This is a genomic window from Streptomyces pseudogriseolus (assembly GCA_002154585.1).
Lineage (GTDB): Bacteria > Actinomycetota > Actinomycetes > Streptomycetales > Streptomycetaceae > Streptomyces > Streptomyces pseudogriseolus.
In genome coordinates, this window is sequence record MUNG01000117.1 from 1 (window position 1) to 22,804 (window position 22,804).

At 69.6% G+C, this 22,804-nt stretch carries 11 protein-coding genes and 2 pseudogenes; 3 read left to right on the forward strand and 10 right to left on the reverse strand.

The annotated features are described in order from the left end of the window. A pseudogene (locus CCN29_RS12210) lies at positions 1 to 454 on the reverse strand (ferric iron reductase); the annotation flags it as partial. Positions 455 to 679: 225 nt separating this feature from the next. Here CCN29_RS12210 and CCN29_RS12215 point away from each other — a divergent pair. Continuing rightward, positions 680 to 1,828, forward strand: coding sequence for a DMT family transporter (locus CCN29_RS12215; RefSeq protein ID WP_442538331.1), 1,149 nt, complete (start codon positions 680 to 682; stop codon positions 1,826 to 1,828). A 59-nt stretch (positions 1,829 to 1,887) separates the two neighbouring features. Here CCN29_RS12215 and CCN29_RS12220 read toward each other — a convergent pair whose 3' ends face one another. Further along, the gene (locus CCN29_RS12220; protein WP_031021366.1) at positions 1,888 to 3,153 is read right to left on the reverse strand and encodes a transglycosylase family protein; all 1,266 of its coding nucleotides are present in this window, start codon (positions 3,151 to 3,153) and stop codon (positions 1,888 to 1,890) included. 402 nt (positions 3,154 to 3,555) lie between these two features. Between CCN29_RS12220 and gnd the strand changes: the two genes are divergently transcribed. Next, positions 3,556 to 4,995 (forward strand): NADP-dependent phosphogluconate dehydrogenase, encoded by a 1,440-nt coding sequence (gene gnd / locus CCN29_RS12225; protein ID WP_031063442.1) that lies wholly within the window; start codon positions 3,556 to 3,558, stop codon positions 4,993 to 4,995. A 710-nt stretch (positions 4,996 to 5,705) separates the two neighbouring features. Here gnd and CCN29_RS12235 read toward each other — a convergent pair. Both CCN29_RS12235 and panD read right to left on the reverse strand, forming a co-directional pair. Next, on the reverse strand, positions 5,706 to 6,050 hold the full coding sequence (locus tag CCN29_RS12235) for a GNAT family N-acetyltransferase (RefSeq protein WP_031063439.1): 345 nt from the start codon (positions 6,048 to 6,050) through the stop codon (positions 5,706 to 5,708). Between the two features lie 50 nt (positions 6,051 to 6,100). Continuing rightward, positions 6,101 to 6,523, reverse strand: a complete 423-nt coding sequence (gene panD, locus CCN29_RS12240; protein WP_031021354.1) for an aspartate 1-decarboxylase — start codon at positions 6,521 to 6,523, stop codon at positions 6,101 to 6,103. A gap of 849 nt (positions 6,524 to 7,372) precedes the next feature. On the opposite strand from panD, the gene CCN29_RS35330 reads away from it, so the two are divergent. Continuing rightward, positions 7,373 to 7,774, forward strand: coding sequence for a hypothetical protein (locus CCN29_RS35330; RefSeq protein ID WP_143661313.1), 402 nt, complete (start codon positions 7,373 to 7,375; stop codon positions 7,772 to 7,774). Between the two features lie 258 nt (positions 7,775 to 8,032). On the opposite strand, the pseudogene CCN29_RS12245 reads toward CCN29_RS35330, so the two are convergent. The 6 genes and pseudogenes from CCN29_RS12245 to CCN29_RS12275 form a co-directional block, all read right to left on the reverse strand. Beyond that, positions 8,033 to 8,380: pseudogene (locus tag CCN29_RS12245) on the reverse strand (transposase); the annotation flags it as partial. A 388-nt stretch (positions 8,381 to 8,768) separates the two neighbouring features. Beyond that, a complete protein-coding gene (locus CCN29_RS12255; protein WP_086681643.1) occupies positions 8,769 to 13,325 on the reverse strand; it encodes a sacsin N-terminal ATP-binding-like domain-containing protein in 4,557 nt (1,518 codons plus the stop codon). A 527-nt stretch (positions 13,326 to 13,852) separates the two neighbouring features. Next, positions 13,853 to 18,034 (reverse strand): SAV_2336 N-terminal domain-related protein, encoded by a 4,182-nt coding sequence (locus CCN29_RS12260; RefSeq protein WP_442538332.1) that lies wholly within the window; start codon positions 18,032 to 18,034, stop codon positions 13,853 to 13,855. 55 nt (positions 18,035 to 18,089) lie between these two features. Next, the gene (locus CCN29_RS12265; RefSeq protein WP_086681646.1) at positions 18,090 to 19,019 is read right to left on the reverse strand and encodes an AAA family ATPase; all 930 of its coding nucleotides are present in this window, start codon (positions 19,017 to 19,019) and stop codon (positions 18,090 to 18,092) included. Then, positions 19,016 to 20,923, reverse strand: a complete 1,908-nt coding sequence (locus CCN29_RS12270; RefSeq protein ID WP_442538333.1) for a vWA-MoxR associated conflict system protein — start codon at positions 20,921 to 20,923, stop codon at positions 19,016 to 19,018. The genes CCN29_RS12265 and CCN29_RS12270 overlap by 4 nt, the downstream gene beginning before the upstream one ends. Positions 20,924 to 21,084: 161 nt before the next feature. Beyond that, the gene (locus CCN29_RS12275) at positions 21,085 to 22,017 is read right to left on the reverse strand and encodes an alpha/beta hydrolase (protein ID WP_442538334.1); all 933 of its coding nucleotides are present in this window, start codon (positions 22,015 to 22,017) and stop codon (positions 21,085 to 21,087) included. Positions 22,018 to 22,804 lie beyond the last annotated feature (787 nt).

Consider the following 22,804-nt stretch of genomic DNA (forward strand, 5'->3'; position numbering starts at 1 on the left):
GGCGGGCGCGCAGGGCGGCGGACAGGGGTTCGAGATGACCGTGCAGGACGACGGCGGCGAGGGAGGCCGCGTCGCCGGGCAGCGCGCGGACCTCGGCGAGCCGGAGGTCGTCGGGGGCGCTCCCCTCGGGGTCCCAGCGGACCGCGCCCGGGGACAGGTCGGGGACGGCCCCGTACAGGGCGGCGCAGCCGAGGGCCACGGACCACAGGCGCGCGGCCAGGCCCTGATGCGCCACGGAGGCGGCGACGCGGGCCTCCCGGGTGCGCAGGGCGGCGGCGACGCGGCGCACGCGGATCGTCAGGGGGTCGGTGTCGGGGGCGTGCTGAACATCCGGGCCGCGGGGGCCGTATGCCTGGGCGAGCGTGGGAAGGTGACGGTCGGCGTCGTCCCCCGCGCGCAGGGCGAAGAAGCCACCGAGGTCACGGAGGGCGGTGAGGCGCGGGTCGAGGTCCACGAGGTGAGTAGTACCAAGTCTCCCCGGGTGGGTGTCAGGGGCCTCGGCCTCCGGGCGCCCACCCAGGGGATGACAGGGGCGTCCCCGTACTCCATCGGCAGTAGGACGCATTGGGTGCTCAGGGACGACGACGGGAACACCCTGACACGGCATCGTGTTGGCTATGAAAGCCGACCGTTCGCCGCGCCGGGCAGACCGCCCCCGCCTCACGCAGAGGAGCAGCCGATGAGCGCCCTCGCGTTGTCCGTGCTCCTCTCGTTCGTGTCCGCCGTGGCGTACGCCGGGGGCGCGATCGTGCAGGAGCAGGTGGCGCTGTCCTCGTCCGGCGCGCAGCAGTACGCCCCGCTGCGCCGGCCGGCCTGGTGGGCCGCGGTCGCGCTGAACGGTACGGGCGCTCTCCTGCACGTGGTGGCGCTGGCCTACGGGCCGCTGAGCCTGGTCCAGCCGCTGGGCGCGCTCACGATCGTGTTCGCGCTGCCCATGGCCGCGCTGTTCGTCGGCCGCAAGGCCGGGGCGACCGCCTGGCGGGGCGCTTTGATGGCGACGGTGGGTCTCGCGGGTCTGCTGGCGCTGGTCGGCGCGTCGGGCGTGCGGTCGCTGGACGGCCCGCAGCGGGTCGCGGCGGCCGTGGTCACGGCGGCGGCGGTCGTGACGCTGATGGTCGCGGCGCGTGCGGTGCACCGTCACCCGGCGGTGCGCAGCATCCTGCTGGCGACGGCGGCCGGGGTCGCGTTCGGCATGTCCTCCGTGTTCACCAAGACGGTCGCGGTGGACTGGACGGGCGGGGTGTCGGCGGCGGACCTGCCGTCCCTCGCGGTGATCGGCGTGCTGGCGACGGCGGGCATGCTGCTGTCGCAGGCCTCCTACCGGGGCGCGGGCCTCGCGGCCCCGCTGGCGACGCTCACCGTGGTGAACCCGGTGGTGGCGGCCGCGGTCGGCATCACGATGTTCGGCGAGACCTTCCGCTACGGCACGACCGGCACGGCGCTGGCGCTGAGCTGCGGGGTGGTGGCGGCGGGCGGCCTGATCCTGCTGACGACGGAGCGGCTGGCGCGGGAGCAGCGGGATGCGGGCGGGGCGGTTCCGGTGCCGGTGGACGCGGCGTCCGCCTCTGTGCCCGCGCCTACCGCGGAACTGCTGCTGGCCGAGCTGAAGGTGCCGGACGACGTCATCCTGCCGGACGACCTCCCGATGCCGGACGACATCACGGTTCCGTTGCCCGACGACATCACGGTGCCGGCCGTCGTGCCCGCGGCGGCCGCCGGGCCGGACGCCCTGGACCCGGCGGCGGTGCCGGTCATGCCGTACGCGCCGTTCTACGGCGGCCCGTACGTGCCGCTGCCGGCGACCGGCCGGCACCTCGCCAGATCGTGACCGCGATCGTCGGCGCGTGACCGCGTGCGTCAGCTCGTGACCGCGTGCGTCAGCGTGCGTCAGATGTTGACGCCGCCGGCGCGCAGGTAGGCGAGCGGGTCGACGTCCGACCCGAACCCGGGCCCCGTCCGCACCTCGAAGTGCAGATGCGGGCCCGAACTGTTGCCCGTGGACCCGGACCGCCCGATGCGCTGTCCGGCGCCGACCGACTGGCCGTCCTTCACGGAGATCGCCGACAGATGGGCGTACTGGCTGTACCGGCCGTCGGAGTGCCGCACCACGACCTGGTAGCCGAACGACCCCTCCCAGCCCGCGGCGACCACGGTGCCGGCGCCGACCGACTTCACGGGCGTGCCGGTGGGGACGGGGAAGTCCACGCCGGTGTGGTAGCCCTTCGACCAGGAGGACCCTGCCTTGTGGTACGGCGTGCCGAGGGCGGCGCTGACGGGGGCGACGCGCTGGGCGGAGGAGGAGCCGGAGGACGCGGAGGACGACGACCGGGAGCGGTCGGCCCGCTCCTGCTCCCGCTTCTCGGTCTTCTTCTCTGTCTTCTTCTCGGTCTTGGGGGCGACCTTCTTCTGCTCGGTTCTGGGGGCGGCGGCCTTCTTGCCGGAGGGCTTGGCGGGCGCCTCGGCCGTACCGCCGGCAGCCGTGGGCCCGCCGGTGAGCTTGAGACGTTGCCCCGGCAGGATCAGGTCGGGGTCGGCGCCGATGGTCGACCTGTTGGCCTGGTAGAGCCCCTGCCAGCCGCCCCGGACGCGCTCCTGGTCGGCGATGCCGGAGAGGGTGTCGCCGTGCACCACGGTGTACATCTCGGCGCGGCCCGCGCGGGCCTGAGGTGTGGTGTGGGGGCGTACGTCCTCGACGGTGGTGCGACGGTCGGAGCGGCCGTCACGCGTCGCGCGGTCGGCGCGGTCGGTGGCCGGGCGGATGTCCGGATCGGCGCCGTCGCGGGTCAGTCCGGCGCGTACCGAGCAGGTCGGCCAGGCGCCGGGGCCCTGTCCGTCGAGGACCTGCTCGGCGACGGCGATCTGCTGGTCCTTGGTGGCCAGATCCGCTCGGGGCGCGTACCGGGTGCCGCCGAACGCCTCCCAGGTGGACTGGCTGAACTGGAGTCCGCCGTAGTAGCCGTTGCCGGTGTTGATGTCCCAGTTGCCGGTGGACTCGCAGGCGGCGACCTTCTCCCAGGTCCCCACGTCGGCGGCCTGCGCCGCACCGGCGCCGATGAGCGGCAGGGCCATGCCCGCGCCGCCGGCGGTGACGGTGAGCGAGGCCCGGTTGATCCTGTTCGGCTGATACCGGCGGTGCCGGCCGCGCACGGCCATGGAATCCCCCTCGACAATGCGTCAGGAGGGGCAAAAGTAAGCGCTGCGAACAGGCCGTGACAAGGCGGCTATCGGACGCACGGATGCGCCAAATGGCGCGGAAGATACGCCCGTTGCGCCCCTGTTTGCCACCGGAGGGGAGCGTGCGCGGGCGCCTGCCGCCGGGCGCGGGAGCGTGCGGGGGCGTGCGCCGGCCGGATGCGCGGAGGGGGTGACCGGCCGGAACAATGAGTACGGAGGGCGCGTTCGCGCGTATGTGCCTGCGCGGGTCCCGAAGACTCGCGCATGCGCACGCAAGTGCGGCACGTCAGGATGGTCGATGTCAGGACCGGCGGGCGTCCACCGGCAGCACCGGCACCGGCACCCGGCGGCACCGATACCGAGGTCACCAGGAGCACCCTTATGAGCAGTTCAGCGCAGATCGGCGTCACCGGGCTCGCGGTCATGGGCCGCAACCTCGCGCGCAACTTCGCCCGCAACGGCTACACGGTCGCGGTGCACAACCGGACCGCGGCCCGCACGCACGCGCTGGTGGAGGAGTTCGGGCACGAGGGGAGCTTCGTTGCGGCCGAGACGGCCAAGGAGTTCGTGGCGGCGCTGGAGAGGCCGCGGCGTCTGGTCGTGATGGTGAAGGCCGGGGAGCCGACGGACGCGGTGATCGAGGAGTTCGCCCCGCTGCTGGAGCCCGGGGACATGATCATCGACGGTGGCAACGCGCACTTCGCGGACACCCGTCGCCGGGAGCGGGCGCTGCGCGAGCAGGGCATCCACTTCGTCGGCATGGGCGTGTCGGGCGGCGAGGAGGGCGCGCTGAACGGCCCGAGCATCATGCCGGGCGGCCCGAAGGAGTCGTACGACTCGCTGGGCCCGATGCTGGAGAAGATCTCCGCGAAGGCGAAGGACGGCTCGCCGTGCGTGACGCACGTGGGTCCGGACGGCGCGGGCCACTTCGTGAAGATGGTGCACAACGGCATCGAGTACGCGGACATGCAGCTGATCGGTGAGGCGTACCAGCTGCTGCGCGACGTCGCCGGGTACTCCCCCGCGCAGATCGCGGAGATCTTCCGCACCTGGAACACGGGCCGGCTGGACTCGTACCTGATCGAGATCACGGCCGAGGTGCTGTCGCACGTCGACGCGGCGACGGGCAAGCCGTTCGTGGACGTGGTGGTGGACCAGGCGGAGCAGAAGGGCACGGGCCGCTGGACGGTGCAGATCGCCTTGGACCTGGGGGTGCCGGTGTCGGGCATCGCGGAGGCGGTGTTCGCCCGCTCCCTGTCGGGTCACGCGGCGCTGCGGGAGGCCTCACGGGGGCTGGCGGGCCCGAAGCCGACGCCGATGAGCGAGGCGGAGGCGTCGGCGTTCGCGGACCGGGTGGAGCAGGCGCTGTACGCGTCGAAGATCGTGTCGTACACGCAGGGCTTCCACGAGATCGCGGCGGGCAGCCAGGAGTACGGCTGGGACATCGACCTGGGCGCGGTGTCGGCGATCTGGCGCGGCGGGTGCATCATCCGCGCGGCGTTCCTGGACCGCATCCGGGCCGCGTACGACGCACGGGCGGACCTGCCGAGCCTGCTGTCGGACGAGACGTTCGCCCGGGAGATCGCCGAGGCGCAGGACGACTGGCGCGAGGTTTTGATCGCGGCGACCCGCCAGGGCGTCCCGACCCCCGGCTTCGCGGCGGCGCTGGCCTACTACGACGCCCTGCGCGCGGAACGCCTCCCGGCGGCCCTGACCCAGGGCCAGCGGGACTTCTTCGGTGCGCACACGTACCGCAGGGTGGACAGGGACGGCTCGTTCCACACGTTGTGGGGCGGGGACAGGTCGGAAACCACGGCGTAGGGTCCCGCGCCCGAAGGGGCGCGAGGAACGGCGCGCCCAGCCCCCACACACTCGCACTGGCGGGGCAGGCCGAAGCCGTCGGCACTACCAAAGAAGCGGCACTGCCCCGCGCCCCCAGGGGCGCGGGGAACTGCGCGCTCAACCCCCACCCGCACGGGCAGGGCAGGCCGAAGCCGTCGGCACATCCACGGACACGGCACAGCCCCACCCCCCAGGGGCGCGGGGAACTGCGCGATCAGCCCCCACACACCCGCACCCGCACGTGAACGTCACGTCAGTGGAGGCCCCGGCTCCGGACTAGGCACCGGCTCCGGCCCCGGCGGAATAGGCGAGGGCGACGGCTCGGGCGGCCCTGGGGGCTGGGGCCCGGGCCCGGGCGGCTGAGGCGTGGGCCCAGGCGGCTTAGGCCCCGGCCCCGGAGGAGGAGCCGGCGGCTCAGGAGCCGGCCCCGGCTCGGGCGAGGGCGGCTGTGCGGGATCGGGCCCCGGCGCGGGACCAGGCGTAGGCCCCGGCGGAACGGGATCCGGATACGGGTTCGTCATGGCGCGTGTCCTCCGGCCGGTCGGTCGACGTGGGCTTTGGACTGGACTACTCCCCCGCCTACCCGGCGGCCCCGCCGGCAGTCACCCGGGCGCGTGACAGGGTGACGGCCGGGCAGACGCGCCCGGCCGTCACCCTCCCCGCTCCCAGAACCGCTCTTCGAACTGCTCTCAGAACCGCTCGGGATGCTCCGAAAGCCAGCGCTTGGCCGCACGCAGCAACTCCGGATCAGCGGCAGGCGCCTCCTCCGGATGCCGCGCGGCCCACCGCACGACGTACGGACACAGCGGCGCGACGACGGTGCCCTCGCGGGCGGCGAGGGCGTAGAGCTCGCGGGCGAGGGAGCCGGCGATGCCCTTGCCCTCATGGGCGGGCTCGACAATGGTGTGCACGGGGACGAGGGCGTGCGCGGGGTCGTCGAGGACGAAGTACTCGATCCGCCCGACGACCTCACCGCCCGCGACCGCCTCGAGCCGCCCCGCGTCCCGGTCGTCGCGCATCTCGACACCGTCCATACCGGTCACTCCCCTGTCCTTCTTCTGTTCTTCCGGCGCCCGAGCGCCGCTCAAGCCGTGGCCACGGCCTGCGGGCTGCGTTCCTGGTCCGACCCGGGCACGGGTTCGGACGGATCGGCGCCGAGAGCGACGATACGGTTCTCGGCGTCCACATGGACGACGCGGGGTTCAAGGGCCCGCGCCTCGGCGTCGGTCACCTGGGCATAACTGATGATGATCACAAGGTCGCCCGGGTGCACGAGGTGGGCGGCGGCTCCGTTGATGCCGATCACACCGGACCCGCGCTCCCCCTCGATGACGTAGGTCTCGAGCCGGGCGCCGTTGGTGATGTCGACGATGTGCACGAGCTCGCCGGGCAGCAGATCGGCGGCGTCGAGCAGATCCGCGTCGATCGTCACGGATCCCACGTAGTGCAGGTCGGCCTGGGTGACGGTGGCGCGGTGGATTTTGGACTTGATCAAAGTTCGCAGCACTTTAGACTCCTAGAAGACGGCTCCCCGCCAACTTTCTGCAGGTCAGGGGCGTCCCTCACTGTACATCGGCATGCCTTTGGCTCGAAGACTTCAAGGAAAATCGTGCGTTGCTGTGACCAGGCTTCCTGCCTGCGCATTTCTGCGCCAGCCAGGCTGCCGCGAAGCCACCGACCAGGCGCACGCGCGAGGAACCGTACGGGACTGATGCTGAGTGGATGCTGACTTACCTGACGTCTCATCAGGCATGTCGAGGGTCGGCGGCATTTGGCCTGCTCGGAGGCAATTCGATCCCAGCTCGCAGGCGAGTGCGAGCATCTTATGGGGCGGGACAGAGATGGAGCCGATGACCGCCGACGATGAGCCCTGGCCCGCCATGGAACTGCACCTGCGGTCCGACCGGCTGGCGGGCGTACTGGCAGCCGTGTGCGGACGGGCACTCCGCAAGTGAGCCGTGGAGCCAATCCGGGCGGTTGCGCGTCTTTGGCTTGAGTGAGCCGGGGAGGGAACATGCGCCGCGTGGGTGGGGAGCAGCGGGTGAGGCTGCGGTTGAGTCGCCAGAGGCCAGGCCGGGTGAGGCAGCGGGAAAGAACGGATGAAGCACGCCCGGACAGGCAGCCCCGTCAGTGGCGCGACCTCACCGTACTCGCGAGCCTCCTGGCCGTCCTGCTCACTGTTCCGGGAAGTGTATGGGCAGTCCTCGTTGCCCAAGACCAGCTGAATCAGTCGGAAGAGGCGGCAGCGAAGGAGACACGTGCGCAGGCGTCCCGAGTATCCGCCTGGACAAGCCGCGACCCACACGGCAAGTGGCTGATACATCTGATGAACAGGAGCCCCGATCCCATCTCGGACGTGGCCCTGACCTTTGAGCCACTGGTGATAGATGACCCACAAGTCGTCGCGTGGAACGTCCAACTGATGAGTGTGCCGCCCTGTAGTGACATGACGATCAGCCAGGATCAGCTCAAGTACCAAGATGTGGCCCGATCAGGCGACTTCCCGCCGGCATTCTCCGTACCAGCCATGTCGCCCCTCAAAGGGGAGGGCTGGCGCTCGTGGGACCGAAGGTGGAAGTACATCAGTCTTGGCGTCGCTTCATTCACTGACCGCAACGGGTTGAGGTGGATACGCAGAGAGGGACGCCTGTCGCAGCTTGAGGGTGGAATCCCGGCCCTTTCCGGTACCCAAGGCGCAGTGATCGGCCAGCCGGCCTATCGCGCGATCGAGGAATGCGGCGACGATACGGGAGGTTGAGGGTTGGTCCGTGCGCCGATCACAGGGTCCGCCCGTTGGTCATCCATACCCTGATCGGCAATTGGTTTGGGGCGCAGGCGGGTCTTCTGAGGAGGGATGCCCAGGGTTGTGTTCCCGCTGTCGGAACTCCCTGCCCCCGGACGACAGCCGGGCGGCCTGTCAGCCTGCGGTTCCGGCGTCTGCGGACCAGTAAGCCAGGATCTGGCGTACATCTGTGGTGACATGGTTATGCGGGCGGGCCCAGAGCTCGTGTCGCGTGCCCAGGCCGGAGCCGTGCTCGGTGCCGCGTCGGACGATCAGTGGTTTCACGCCCAGGTCCCAGACCAGGCGGCGGTACTTGTTGTGGTCGTAGCCGCGGTCGCCCAGTACCACATCCGCGCGGCGCCGGGGCCTGCGGTGCTTGCCCCGCACCGGCGGCACGGCTTGGAGCAGGGGGATCAGCTGGGTGACGTCGTTGCGGTTGCCGCCGGTCAGGGTGGCGGCGAGCGAGATGCCAGTGGCATCGGTGATCAGATGGTGATTGCTGCCGGTTCTACCCCGGTCGGCTCTGCTTCGTCCTGTCTTAACTCCCTCTCTTACCTTGCGAAGCTTGGGGCCTCCCAAGGCTCAAGTCGGTCGCCTGGAGGCTTGGTTTGGACTCCAGGCAACCCGGGGCATGGCACCCAAGCTCCGTGGCCATTGCGGCCACCTACGCTGGCGCCTGAGATGGTCACGGCCCGCCAGTCCGGGCTGGACCGAGCCATGCTCCGGGACGGGCTTCTCGGCCGTCCGGTGGACGAGGTGTTCGCGACCGTCCAGTTACACCAGCGGGGCCGGTCCTTGCGGGGGCCACCGCCGAGGAGCAGCCGGTCTGCGCGCCCCTCGTGCACGGTGCCGTCGAGGACCAAGCGGTAACTGAGCACCGACGCCCTCGGCCTGGTCCCGACTGCGCCAGGCTCTCCCGCTCGGCTGCCGCGAGTCCGTAACGGGCGAGGGCTGTACCCCCGGAGGAAAGTCAAGAGGGATCTGGCTCCTCCCCTGCGCCGAATTCGACGATGAGGCTTCCGGACTGTTTGATCCCGGTGAGCATGACGTTTCCGTTCGGGCGGATGCGCAGTTGGTGCAGCGGATCGGGGACGAGACGCAGGACAGGATTGGAGTCTGCCGCGAGTCCTGATACCACTACGAGGAAGAACTCGGCTCCCGAGGCCGCCCGTTCGCATTCCTTGGCGGTCAGGGTCACCGTGTCCTGCTCGGGTCCATAGGTCGTCTTCAGCTCGTAGAACCGATCGAGCGCGTCCACGGCATCGGCGCCCACGCCGTGCTGGTGCCGTAGATCTCGCAGCCACTCCGGTTCCTGCTCCGTGCCCAGAACCTTGCGCAGGAGGTCCAGAGCCACTTTCTCCTGGCGGTCGATGTTGGGGGCAGGGGGGACCAGACGTGGTGCGGGCACGGTCGGTGCGTAGGCGGGCGGGGTGAGGCGGGTCCTGACGGATGCACCTCCGCCAGCCCCGGGCACACCAGCAGCGGATGGCGACGCCTGGGTGGTCCGGCGGATGCCGGTGATGCGGAGGGCTGCCGGATCGACGAATTCTCGCGGTGCCGAGACCGGGGCGGCCGGGGCCGGGCGGACAGTGACCGAGGGCAGGGGTGTCGACGCGGGCGGCCGGCCATCTGCCTTGTTCTGAGCTGTCTTGACTTCTGTCTCCAGCGCAGCAAGGCGTTGGGCGCGCTTGGCATCAGTCGCCGCCTGGTCCTGTGCGACCCGCTCCTCAGCCAGCTCGAGCCGCACCGCCTCTCTTCCGCGCTCTGCCTCGTCGTAGGCGGCCGCCCAGGAGTGGGCGACCTGCCGCCGGTCCTCGGTGAAGCGAGTGGCGACGGCCCGGCCCGCCTCAGACGGTCGCCTCAACAGCTCGCGGTCCACCGTCCATAGGGTGCGGGAGTCCCGGTCGAGGGCGGTACGCACCGGACCCCGCACCGGTTCCCCATCGGGGAGGGTGACCATACATTCCAGCGACGAGGTGATCCGCACTTCGACCTCGGCCAAGTCCTCCCACGGGCAGTCGAGGGATCCCGCGACGGCGACGGCGTTGCGCTGTAGGTCCTCGCGGAGCAGATCCAGCGCGTGACGCACCAGGTCGGTCGCTTCCATGTCGACCGGCGCGTCGTCCGCGGGGCGGAAAGTAATGTCCGACGCTCCCAGCTCGATCACCCGCAGGGGTCCGAGGAGCGCCGTAAACTGTTCGAGTTCCCCGCCCGGCAGCCACACCGGGATCCGCGAGCCCAGCGCCTCGGCCAACGTCGCGTCGGCCGCGTAGACCGGGCGCTTGCTGGTCCATCCCCGGCTCGTGCGCAACGGCAGTCTCCCCACGAGAGAGGCGGTCACTCTCTCAGGGTGTTCGCGGGCCGTTCGGGCAAGCATCTGCAGGGTCTGGAGCATCACGGTCTCGGCTTCGGCGTCGACCGGCGCCCGCACGCCTCGCTCCGCCCTCGCCTCGCGGGCCACCTCCCTGACGACCCGTACTGCGTCCTCCACACCGGCCTCCGGAACCGCGAGGGTCTCCCAGAGGGCGTCACTGCCCTTGAACGACGACGCGAAGGCGGCCCACCGGCCGAAGACCGGGAGGCCGCGGAAGCAGTCGCCCGGCCGGCGCCAGCCCAATGACGTGAGAATCAGCCCGCGGCCCTGCCCGAAGGCACGCACGACAGTGGCGGTCACCTGTGCAGCGTCCTTGCCCCGGTGGGCGGTCAGTCGTTCGGCGAGCGCCCGGTAGAGGAGCTGCGCCGCCGGCTGGTCGGGGGCTTCGGTTTCCCGGGCGCGCAGTCGGCGTAGCGCCTCCAGGAGGTCGGCGACACCCGGCTCGCCGGTGACGCCCAGAGCGACAAGCACCTCTCCTCGTCTGCCGACCGCCTGCTGGAGGTCGGGGTGCAGGAATCCGGCACTGTCCGCGCCGTAGACGGCGACGGTACTGGTCGTGCGCTCGCGCAGGCCGCTGGGAGCCACCGGTGCGCCGTCCTGGTTGTCCAGCCACGCCGTGGTCTTCAACTGCCACAGCCAGAAGCCGTCCGTCTCCCCGCAGGGGTTCCATGTGTGGTAGTCCCGGACAGCGCGGACCTTGTGGTGCTCAGACAAGGCACCCCAGTTGCGTCCCAGCACCCGCAGCAGCGCGGCGGCCCGCAGGCGTCGTACCGGCCCGTCTTTCTCGGCGGCGATGTCATGGACGACGGCCATCAGGTCAGGGCTGTCGCAGTCCTCCAGGGTGTAGGTGGCCGATTGGTTCCGGAGGTCCTGCGACCTCTCCGCAGGGCCGCCCGGGACCTGGGCCGGCAGACCCTCGCTCGGGGACGAAGCGGTGAACCGGTGCTCGACCCCGGGGTGCGGCCGCAGCCGCGGTCCCTTTTCGGCACCGAGCAGATGGAAGAACGCTCGGGCGCCCAGGCCCGTCCCCGCCCCGGGCAGGACCTGGGCATAGCGGGGCCGCAGCCACGTGAGGCCGGTGGCGGTACCTGCGGCCGTCTCGAAGCTGTCCTCCCGGTCCACACTGTCCAACCCGGCCGGCAGGTAGGCATCCGCTGGTCTGACCTGTACGTCCTCCCTACGGCCGCCGGGCCCGAACCGGCGGCCGTGCAGCAGGACTGCGCGGCCCACGTCCTTGCCCAGCCGCTGGCGCTCCTTCGCGGGGACGCGCAGAAACCCCTCGCGCAGTGCCACCAGTTGGTCGTCGTCCAGGACCAGAGGCGCGATGTCCTTTTGGGCGCCACGGGCGGCGAGCTGGCGGATGGCGGGCACCGGATCCGCGCCCGTGACGAAGACCTGCTGTTCGCTCAGCCACGCACGGACTCGGGCCGCTTCCCCGGTCTCGGCGACGAAGGCCGGGTGCAGCACGTGGCTGAGCCCGAGCACCTTCGCAAGCCCCTGCGCCTTGTCGGTGAAGAACTCTGCGGTTCCGAACCAGGGCACCTGGTGCCGTGCTCCGGAGAGGTCCACCAGCCACTTGTGCCATCGAAGCCTCTGGGTCTCGCCCTCGGCGATGGCGACGGAAGCGAGTGCGACCGTAGCCTCCGGGCTCCGGGACGCATCTCCGAGGAGCGCGTCCACAGCCATCGGGACGGTGACGGTCCCGGGCACGGCACCGTCGTGTTCGGCCCAGTCCTCGAGCACCTCCTGCCATCGCCCCTCCGCATCCCGCGCCGCCGGAGGCAATACGGCTGTGCGCCCAGCCACCTGCGCGATCTCTGCCTCCGAGAGCGCTGGCAGAAGCGCCTCGTCACCAACGGCGAGGTCGGCGAGTCCGAGGTCACCGTGGAGCGGCGTCCGCAGGCGCAGTTCGTACGACACCCTCGCGCGCGCAAGGGTCAGGAACCGCTGCTCCAGGTCGCGTACGGGTCCCTTGGGCGACCGGACGTTGTGCGGCAAGGGCAGGCATCGCCAGGCCGCGGTCGGCTCCAGCCGAAGCTGTCGCACCATGACGGCGGCCCAGAGGTCGGCCAGCAGGGGAAGCAGCGCCTGGTTCCACGGGGTGTCGTTGAGATGCTGACGGCTCGGGTTCGGATCGAACTGGGCGCCGACCCGGAGCGGAAGTCCCAGCTCGGTCACGGGCAGTCCGACATGCACCTGCCCGGCAACCTCGTCGCCCGCGCCCTCGTCCAGCGGGATCGCGACGGCAAGGCCGGTCGATTCACCCGCGGCCTTCCGAATCCGCGGCACGTCCGGCGGGCTCAGCACGGTGGCACGGCTGACCTGCCAGGTCATGCCGCCAGGTGATCGGGCCGTGCGCACTTCGATCGCGGTGTCCCGGCCGCCGATGACGGCCTCGTAGGCGTCGGGTTCGCCCCACTCCAAGGCGAGGCGGCTGTGTACGTCGCCGCCCTCCCGTTGATGCTCGACCGTGCGCACGTGGTCGAGGAAGAGCAACGCCTCGTCACCCCATGCGGCAAGCCAGTCGTCGACATCCTGCCCCTGCACATCGGCGGGGGTGGCGAGCGGGATGCGCAGGACCGTCCAACCGTCGTCGGCGAACCAGGAGGGGACCGGGAAGGGGTCGGCGAGGGACACGTCGGGGTCCCCGATCCGGACGCGGTAGAAGCCGCAGAAGATCTCCAGGACCGGGGACAGCCGCCGGAGGGTCATGAGCCCGATGCCGAACCGGCCGGTGGCGTCGGGGTCGTCGTCCTTGCTCGTCAGCGACGGCATCGCCAGCGCCATCACATCGGTCAGCCGTACCGGACGCCCGTCGTGCGCTACCAGCAGCTCCGTGTCACGTACGAAAATCCTGACCTGGTGCGCTCCGAGGTCGTTGGCGTTCTGCACGATCTCGGACAGCCCCTGCAGCGGGTCGGTCGACAGGTCTCCGCCGTTGTCCCGCTGCCGGCGCAGCCCGTACCGCATCTGTCCGGGCAGCTCCACAAACAGCCGCCCGAGCCGCTCGACGGCCGCGCACGTCGCTTCGGGCCCGACCGGTTCCGCCACCTCCGCCCCGCTGGCAAGCCCCTCACGGTTCATGAGTTCCTCGGCCGCCCGGATCGCCAACTCCACCTCGGCTGCGGTCGATCTGCGCTGCTCAGCCATCATCCTCCGCCCCCTTCGCTGCGATCCCTCCGGTAGCGATCGTAGATCGTAAAGAATGAACCTGGACGGAAACGGCAGTCAGCGCGAACTCCCTGCATCCCTCATCCGGCCGCACCGTTGTGCCTGCCACGCCAGCCCGTCCGCGCGGGCACGAGTTTCTCCTCGTCGAACCACGCACGGCCTCAGCCCCGGACATCCCTTAACTGGGCTGGCCAAGCCAGGAAGGCGGTCGACCCTGCCACAAGCGTCCAGGTCCCCAGCCATGGTGGCGAGGAACTCGGCTTCGAGCTTGGCGTCCATGCCAGGCAAGGCTGTGGTCACCTCGGTGTGCGGATGTTCACTGATGACTGCTCACCGACTGAGAATGGCCACCCACGACGTCAACACAAGAGTGACTCACCGCCCAGCGCATTGAGGAAAGCCCCCACTGGAACCCGACGCTTCGGGGGCTCCGATTATGCACACGCTGGCGGCGGGCAACAGGTTGAAGCCCGCCCGATGCGACGCTGTGCCGCCGATGTCCTGACGCATCAGGACAGTTCCCGTTCACCGGACGACTCTGTGGACGTCGGCGACACCGGAAAACTGACGGCGAATCCCACCACAGCTGCGGCTGCCTCCTCTGTTTCCATATCCTCTGGAATCGGATGACGGATCGGATAAATGGTCAGCAAAGCCTGATCCGGCCGCCGTACGGCATTCACTGCGGCACGGGAGGGCAAAGCAGGCGTGCGGATCGCGCCCGATCCGGGCCCCTCGGCAACCATCACAGCACGGGTGGCGTCGATGGCGGCGCCATATTGTTTCTCATCGAGATCCGCAAATTCGTTCCTAATGCTGGACAGCCGCCGTACCGCATACGTGCTCGCAGCGAGAGGCAGGACGGGATTGCGGACGACCAGCCCGATGCGATGACCCGCCACCTCGATCACGCCTCGCGGCTTCGACGGGTTCACCAGCTGGACGGTCCACCTCCCCAGCTCCCCATGGGCCACGCACCGGCGAATGTAGGCGCGGATCTGGTCGATGCGCTCGCGTAGTCGAGGGGAGCCTGGTCGATAGACATCAAGGAACTCCGTCAAGACCATGTCGGGCGGCACGTCACCCCACAGCAGGTTTCCGTCGGCATGGGATATCAGGGCCGTGCTGGGTTCTCCGAGGTGCCGGACGAAGCTCTCCAGCGTCCAAAAGTTCTCGCGAAGGTCTTTCGGCGCCAGTGTGAAGCGCGAGGTCTCCCATGACTTGCCGGACAGGCTCTCTATCTCTTTCCTGACCAGCGGCGGATCGTCCGCCAGGACACTATGTGAGACGTCGGCTGGGCGCAACCACAGTGCCGCCTCGCGGGGTGGGACACCAAGTTCGGCCATCCCGCTTATCTCCTGACGTTGTTCGTCGATGATCGCCGTGAGACGTTCCTGGGCTTCCAGGACTTCGTGGGTGGCGTAGAGACGGCACAGGTCCTCGTAGCCTGTGCGGTATCCGAGCGACACCGTGAGCTGGCGTAGCGTCTCGTAGGTGGACGAGGACCTGAGGCAGTAGCTGACGGTGAGGCCCTCAAGGAGGGTCCCCGGCCCGAGCTTGGCGCCGCCCACCGCCACGACACTCAGGCCGTTGTGATCGTGCTCGTGCCACCTGGGCATGTTGTCGGAGCTGCCGTTGACCGTAATGACGGTGATCTCGCCGGCTGCGGTGGCCACTTGCCTGGACACCTCGTCCCACGGGCTCACCTGGGTGTTCACGTCGAGGAACGCCGCGCTCGTGGGGACAAAGTCTGTGCGCCACAAAAGCTCGAGGCGGGACATCAGGCGGCGCGCGTGCGCACTGCCTGGCTCTCGGAGCCCATCCGCGACGGACTTAACGTGCTCGGCCAGTCGGTCTCGGACATGTGCCTGTACTGCGACAAACCGGCTGACCGACACCAGCATGGAGTTGTGTGCCATGGTCTGCCCCCGCGCTTTCCGCGCAGCGCTGGCTAGCACGAACGCGTCGATTGCGGAAGACAGGGAGGCCGGCAGCTCATGAGGTGGCACGTGGTCGGCACGGTGGCCTGTCGGCAACCACGATTCCTGGTCCTCCACCATGCGAACAAGAGGGAGTCGCTGTTCGGGGCCCACATGGTCCGGCGGTGCTGGGATGGTGTAGACGAAGTCCGGGACCAGGTCTCGCATCACCGTCGGGACTGGCGCGTATGTGTATCCGACATAGGCGGTCCTGGTGGTGGCGGACAGCAGTCGGTGAACCTTCGCGTCCAGCGCCGAAGGGGCATTACCCGCCTGTGTTCCGCCGTCCGTCGTATCGATGACGAGCAGCGGGCGGTCGGTGGACGGACTCCCCTGCGCCAGCCAGCGATGGACCTTGTCGACGACGGTGACATTCCTCTTAACCACGAAGACATGTGGGAGAGAGTCCGGAACGGCGGCCCCAAGCATAGCCCTCGCCGACGTAAAGTCACCGTGCTCGGTGCTGTCCGTCATGGAGAGGATGGTGAGGCGGCGAGAGTCAGGCATGGCACCCGCGCCGATGTATGCGCCGCGGTCCGCGGACATCGTAGAGGCGGTGTCGAAGCCCAGCAGCCCCTCGTCGACCCGTCGCTGCATCTGGGCTCGCTCAACATTGGTCGTGCCGGCGAGGATGACGACTGTCAAGTAGCCCGCGTCGATCGCCTTGGCCGCGAGGCCGATCACGGTCGTGGTCTTGCCAGAGCCGATGGGAGCGATAACCAGGCCCGAGCGCCGCCAGGGGTCCGGGCGATGCGGGTCCTCAAGCCGGGATAGGAGGGCGTCTGTGACCTCGTCGAGCTGGTGGACGACGCCTGGACGATAAGCCTTTCCGTACTCTAGGAAGGTCCGGTAGCGGTACCAGAACTGCTGTGCATACGTCACATCGCCGGGACGCAACCACGGTATGTGACCCCTGGGATCGTCCAGGACAGTGGCCGGAGCGGAGACGAACTGGGCGACCGCAGTCTCCAGTTCCTTTACCAAGGTGGACCGGTCGACCGCTGCGTCTTGCCTGGCAAGCATGGCGATAACAGCGTCCACGGCGTCGTTGATTTCCTTGGGGGTTACGGCCCAGTTCTGCGGCAGGAGAGCAAGCGCCACCCGAAGGGCGAGGCTGATTGTGTCAGAAGACGGTGCCCCTGTCCGGATGCTCTCCGGCCCGCCCGCGCGGCCGTGGGGCGTGGACGCGGGCGCGGGCAGCCCGAGGAGTTCCAGCGTCCGGGACCAGGCAATACCGACCGGCGTCGTCTCCGCTACGAAATCGTCCGTGCCGTCCGCCCCGCCCGCCACCGCCGACAGCCGGCCCCCGCTGTCCCGGCCCGAAGAAATGTGACGGCTCAGCACCCGGCTCAGTTGCAGAGCCTCGTGCTCGGTCAGCGCCTGTTCCAAACGCTCTCGCACTTGTGGCGCTGGTTGCAGGATCACGCGGTCGCTGGTGTCCGTGTCCAGCGTGTACAGACCGGAACCGAGCAGCTCGGCGAGGTCCTCTGTGGTTGCCTCGGGGACGAGTTCTCGGCGGAGTACGTGCAGGTGCTGCAGGCTCAGCCGGTCGAAGGCGGAAGTCAGCACCGCCAGCCGGGCGGCGGCGGGCGCTGCCGTACGCAGGAACCGCTCCGTGCGCTCCTCCGGGCTTCGCGGCGTAGGGGGCCGAGAGGCGCCAAGTGGCGTCAACCGGCCGCCGGGTGGGACAAGAGCCGCGGAGCACCCATCGGGTGCCGCGAGCATCACGGCCCGGGACCAGCGCCCCAGGGAGTGCGGAGAGAGGGACAACACGGGCAGCGCAAGCCAGGCGTCCCGGCCTACCCCTTCCGCATGACGAGCCAGCAAGGGCGGCAGCTGGAAGGCGAGCCCCTTGTTGGCGGTGCCGGGGACGTCCGGGGTGACCCGGACAATGGGCAGATCGAGACCCGTGCGGCGCCACAGCTTGGACGGCAGCGGGTTCAGCAGGGCGACGGGCTCCTGCTGGGCCCACGCCCGCAGCTGCTGCCAGATCTCCGGTCCCTTCCAAGCCGCAGCGGTGCAGTCCGATACCACCATGATTAGGCGACGGCCGTCTGGAGAGCCCAGCTGGCCAGCCGATGTCGGCTTCCCCTGACGGTCGGTGAGTTCGATGCCGGAGTCCGAGTGGAGGACGAGGTCGCGGACCTGGAGTGTGCGGAACGCGCCGAGCCGGTCGAGCAGGCCGGCGAAGGCGTCGACGGTTTCCCGCCATACCTGCATCGAGGGCGAGCGGTCGATAACGAGTACCAGGTCAAACCAGCGCTCGGGAGCGGGCGTGAAGGCGGGGATCAGCTCCCCACTGCGGGCATATCCGTTTACGGTCGCGTCCAGGTCCAGCGCGTGCCGCCGCCCATTTAGCCAAGGGCGCTTCCAGGGGCGCAGCGCTCGCGTCATCTCCAGCGCGAGGGGCAGCGCCGTGGCACCGGGAACGGCGACCGCGTGACCAGTAACGCGTCCGGGGGATCCAGGCAGCCGTTCGTGGAGCGGGCGGGCCGACCGGTCGTCCAGTGCCGTGGGACGGCTCCGGGGCCCGGCGTCATCGGCAGGCAGGAACGGGGCGGTCGGTGGCTGGGGCAGCCTCGTATCCTCCGGCTCGGGTGCAGGGCTGCTCACTCCGGGCGGGGCAAACGCCCCCATGCGGGAGGCGAGCCAGAGGGCTTCCGCGAGCGCCGTCGCGTCGAGTTCGGGAGCCACTGCGCCGATCGCCGCCACGACACGATCCCAGCCGATCGCCTGCGGCTCCGCCCGGTCAGGAGGCGCGGGGTGTTCAGGCACCGGTCAGCTCGCGCAGGATGAGCTCCTTGACGTCCTGTGCCGCATCGTCCTCCGGAGCTTGGGCGCTGGTCAGCACGTGCACGGCGTTCAGCAACTGGTCCACGGCCAGGCTCTCGCCCGCCCTGAGCCGTTCGACGAACGAGAGGATCAGCGAGTCCACCGGGCCGGCGGACCCCACCGCCGTCTCGAAGTGGGCCGCCACGACCCGCCGCAGGGAATCGGTGTCGGGCATGGGCATCGTGTAGCGGATGCAGCGCCTCAGGAAGGCAGCGGGGAAGTCGCGCTCGCCGTTACTCGTCAGCACGATGAACGGGAAGTTGTCGCACTGCACGCGGCCCTTGACGATCGGATGGACGTCGTCACCGGCCCATTCGCGCACCTCTACGACGTCCTCCCGGTAGCGCGACAGCTCCGGAATCTCGAACTCACCATGCTCTAGTACGTCCAGAAGGTCGCTGGGCAGATCGAGGTCACTCTTGTCGATCTCGTCGATGAGCAGCGCGCGAGGCCGCTCTGATGGCAGCAGAGCCGTGCCCAGCGGCCCGAGCCGCAGAAAGGGGGCAATATCGTCGTCGCCTGAGTCGCCCGCCAGACGCTGCGCGTGGATTCGGCCCAGGGCGTCATAACGGTAGAGGGCGTCCACCAGTGTGCTGCGGGAGGTGATGTGCCAGCGCAGTGGATCACCGAGCCGCAACTCCGCCGACACCTGCTTGATCACGGACGACTTGCCCGAGCCGGGGGCACCGGTCAGTAGCAGCGGACGGCGGAGGGCAAGCGCGGCGTTCACCGCCTCGACCAGCCGGGGCGGGGGCTGGAACCGCTCGGGCTTCGGGTCTCTGGGGAAGGTGCGCCAGGGCGGCGGGTCACCGAGGTCCACATCTCGGGGGACGCCGTCGCCGACGTAGAAGGGAGTCCAGGTCATGGTGCGTTCTCTCCGTCGAAGGAGTGGGTCTCGAACCAGTCGCAGAAGTCCAGCCACTGCTCGTCAAGCCATACGGACCGCACGCGGGCGAGGTCACTGCGACCGTCCGCGGGGTCCTGCTGCCCGGACGCCTGGCGCCAGGAGTCCCGGTACGCAGCACTGAACTCCCTGGGGAGCTGTTGCCAGTACCGTTCCACGCTGTCTCGCGAGGCGGCAGGCAAGTCACCCGGGCTGTCTGGCCACAGCACGATCGGGGCGGATGCAAGCAGAGAGTCCAAGAGCTCCGCGAGCCGCTCCGGCCGGTGGCTCAGCGCCAGGGCATGCTCGGACCAGCCGTCGCCGAGGCGCTCCAAGAGTTCGTACAGTTCGGTGATCCCCGTCTTGCCGAGCCAGCTCACAGATGCTCCAGCACCGGACTTCATCGCGTAGAGCTGGCGCCGGGCCAGCACGTTGATCAGGCCAAGGTGGGCGGGCAGGGACAGTCTGTCACTCCACCTCAGGACGAGGTCGTAATGGAACCCCAGTCGGGGGCCGAGCCGGGTCTCCTCCGGGCGCCAGTTGGCGAGCAGCGCGGAGGGTGCGGCGATGTCAATACACGTGAGCGGGAGCCCCGTGTTCCGAGCCTTCATGGCCGCCCACTTCAGCACGGTACCCAACTGCCGCTCGACCCCGGACTGCGTCGGAGAACAGGCAAAGTCCTTGCGGTCTACGAGCGTGTCGCCATCGAGAAGCCAGACCAGCAGGGTCTCAGGCCACTCGTCGGCGACGGCCGCATGCAGGCTGATCACCAGCCGCAACCTGCGCTCGGCGACCCGCCGCTCCTGTACGGCGAAGGCGTCGGTGAGTTCCACGACGGCACCACGGCTCCTCGACCACGTCGTCAGCTGGGGTGTGTCGCGCCCGAGACCATCCTCCACGGCGAGCATGGCAACGAAGTCGGTCAAGGGTGCCGTAGGGCTACCCTTGGCAAGCGGGACCCGCAAGCACAGCGACTCGACGCAGTCGCGCAGTAGTTCGTCGGCGTTGGACTCGGGAGCAGGTTGGCGCGCCGCCACCGCGTACGCACGCCGGATGCGGTCCGACTCCAGGGGTTTGCCCGGCCAGGACGACGAGAGGAACTCGCAGGTCCGCACTGCGTCCGTCAGCCGGTCGATCGTGCGCAGGGCGTACGTGATGTGCTGGTCGGGTCTCGCCAGGTGCTGGCCCAGGGCCTCCAGTGTCCGGCGCAGGCGCCCGAGATCGCTGGCCGTGGCGAGAGGGAAGGCGGCCACCGCCTCGCCGAGCGGCTCGAGTGCCCGCCGCAGATCCTCTTCACCCACCGCACGGAGAAGCCCCCCGTTTCCCGGCGTGTGCCCCGCGTTGCGCGTCAGCCAGGGCCGGGGCTGGAAGGTGAGGCCGTCCATAGTCACCAGACGGGAATCTGTCCCCGTCTCCTTGCTGACGGACTCGCTCACCTCCGCCGGCGAGAGGAACTCCCCGGCGCCGGGCAGGCCCTCACGTAGCACGCGCACGAGCGCGCGGCTGAACGCGAGACCGTACGCGGGCTCGGTGGCGCCCGCGGACATCAGGAGCGCCAGCCTGGTCGCGCCTTGACGGACCCCTGCGGCCAGCATGCCTAAATCCGGCACGGCTCCGCCCGCATGGCAGGTGTCGACCACGGCTATAACGCCCTGCACACCGTGCACGTCCAGGACCTGGCTGAGCAGATGTCCGATATCCACGACGCTGGTGGACAGGTCCTCGCTGGAGTCGCTCGCCATGAAAGACAGCTTGGGCATCTGGCCGAGGGTGGTGCCGTGGCCGATGAACACGAGGACCAGCACGGCTCCCGCCTCGCCTGCCCTTTCCGCCGCCTCCCGGACCGCCTTGTCGATCTCGTCACGCTTGACATCCGAACCTGACAACAGGGAAGGAACCCCGGGTGGGGCCTGCTCGCAGCCGCCTGCCCCCGGGTCCAAGAGGGCACTGTGAAGAGACTCGGCGGTCTCCTCCAGACCGGTGAGAGGCCCTAGGGCAGAGCACTGCGGTGCGATCACAAGCAAATGACGCGCCGTTGCGGGCGGTCTCATACGACGGCGGCCGAATCAAGCGCTTCGACGAGGGGTCCTGCCACGGCAGGCTGCGCCAAGTACTTGGCGGCGGGGTGCACATACAGACCGTCGGAATCCACCCGAGTGCTCACCGGGGCAACCAGTGAGGCGCTCGGGGCGACGCACCGCTCCAGGTCGGTGCCGCCCGTGACGAAGTCGTCCCGGTCCCAGAAGTTCAGCCAGCGGCTGACTACCGCTGGAGTGCGCACCGGCTGGGGGCGCATCCGGGGCTGTACCGCCGTACGCATCCCGATGGGTGACCCGAGCGTCACGAGCAGCGGCACCTCCGCGGAGTGCCGGTGGAGGGTCTCGAACGCCACCACGGTCCCCAGGGAGTGCGCGACGACGACGGTAGGACCGGTAGGGTCGAGCTCCGCGGTAACCCGGGCACGGATACGCTCATCGATGCTCAGTCCCGCCTCGTCGATGTGCTTGCGCGCCAGGTACCACCTGACCTGACGGAGATCACCCAGCATCGCCGCCGCGCTTACCCAACCACCCAGCGTGCGCAGCCCTCGAAGCGTGAACAGCGCGTTGGCACCGACGAGCACGCGCCGCAGGACGTCACCGGCGCCCTGCGGCTCGCCCGTCGGCGCCAGCTTGTTCCTGGCCAGCCGGAGAACCTGTTCCTCGGCGTCGTCCTGGGGCACGGCGAGGCGCTCGTCAACGGCGTCGAGGAGCATCTCTAGCAATTCCTCGTCCTCATGCGGCTCGGCAGGAGCAGCCGGCCCACGGCCCGGAACACCATGGGCGGGGAATAGGTCGCCGTAATACGCAAACCGTACGTCAACCGCCTTGCCGTCGAGCAGTTCCGCGGCCGTTCGGGAGTGTCCGGCGGCACGCGCGCCGTCGGACACCGCGCGCAGCCACTCCTCCAGCACTGCCTCGGCGTCGCGCGGCTTACCCACGCCATGCACGAAGACTAGACGCGGTCTCATCGAGCCTCCCCCAGCTGCGAACCCCCACGCCCACAAGCGCTGTTGGGCTGACCGCGAGAATATCAACGCGGCGGGGATAGTCCCATTGGTTCGTGACACCGCGGAAGACGTCAGGCCCAGACCTCGGACTACAGTGCGTCCCTCAAACCGACTGTGTATGGACGGGGGCACCGGGTCGGCCATGAGCGCAGCCGCGGTCCTTGATGTACAACCCCATACCGCCGACGAGTTGTCGACCCACGAAGCGGTCCTTCCGAATGGAAGCCACGCACCTGAGCCCAGGCCCCCTGCCGCGGCAGTCACCAGTCAGCAAGCCAGCCCTCCTCCGTGCCTCCATCCTGACCATTTGCTGACCTGAGACGTCCCGTCAGGTGTCTGACCTGCGGAAAAGGTCAAACGTGGTCGAAGATCCGCTGACCTACCAAACAGTGCAGGAGACGAAGCTCCATCACGAGCCATCCCCGGGCCAGTAGTCCCCCCAATCCCTCGACGGTGCTGCCGCGAAGCCACCGACCGGGCGCACGCGCGAGGAGCCGTACGGGACTGATGCCGAGTGGATGCTGACTTACCTGACGCCTCATCAGACACCTCGAGAGTCGGCGACATTGGGCCTGCTCGGGGGTTAATTCGATCCCGGCTCGCAGACGAGTGCGAGAGCGGGAAGGCAGAGCCGACCAGCACGCTCCCCCGCCACACGATCGAGCGCTTCCGCGTCATTTCCCCTCTTCGCCATGCCCAAGGCGCAGGGACAGGCGGG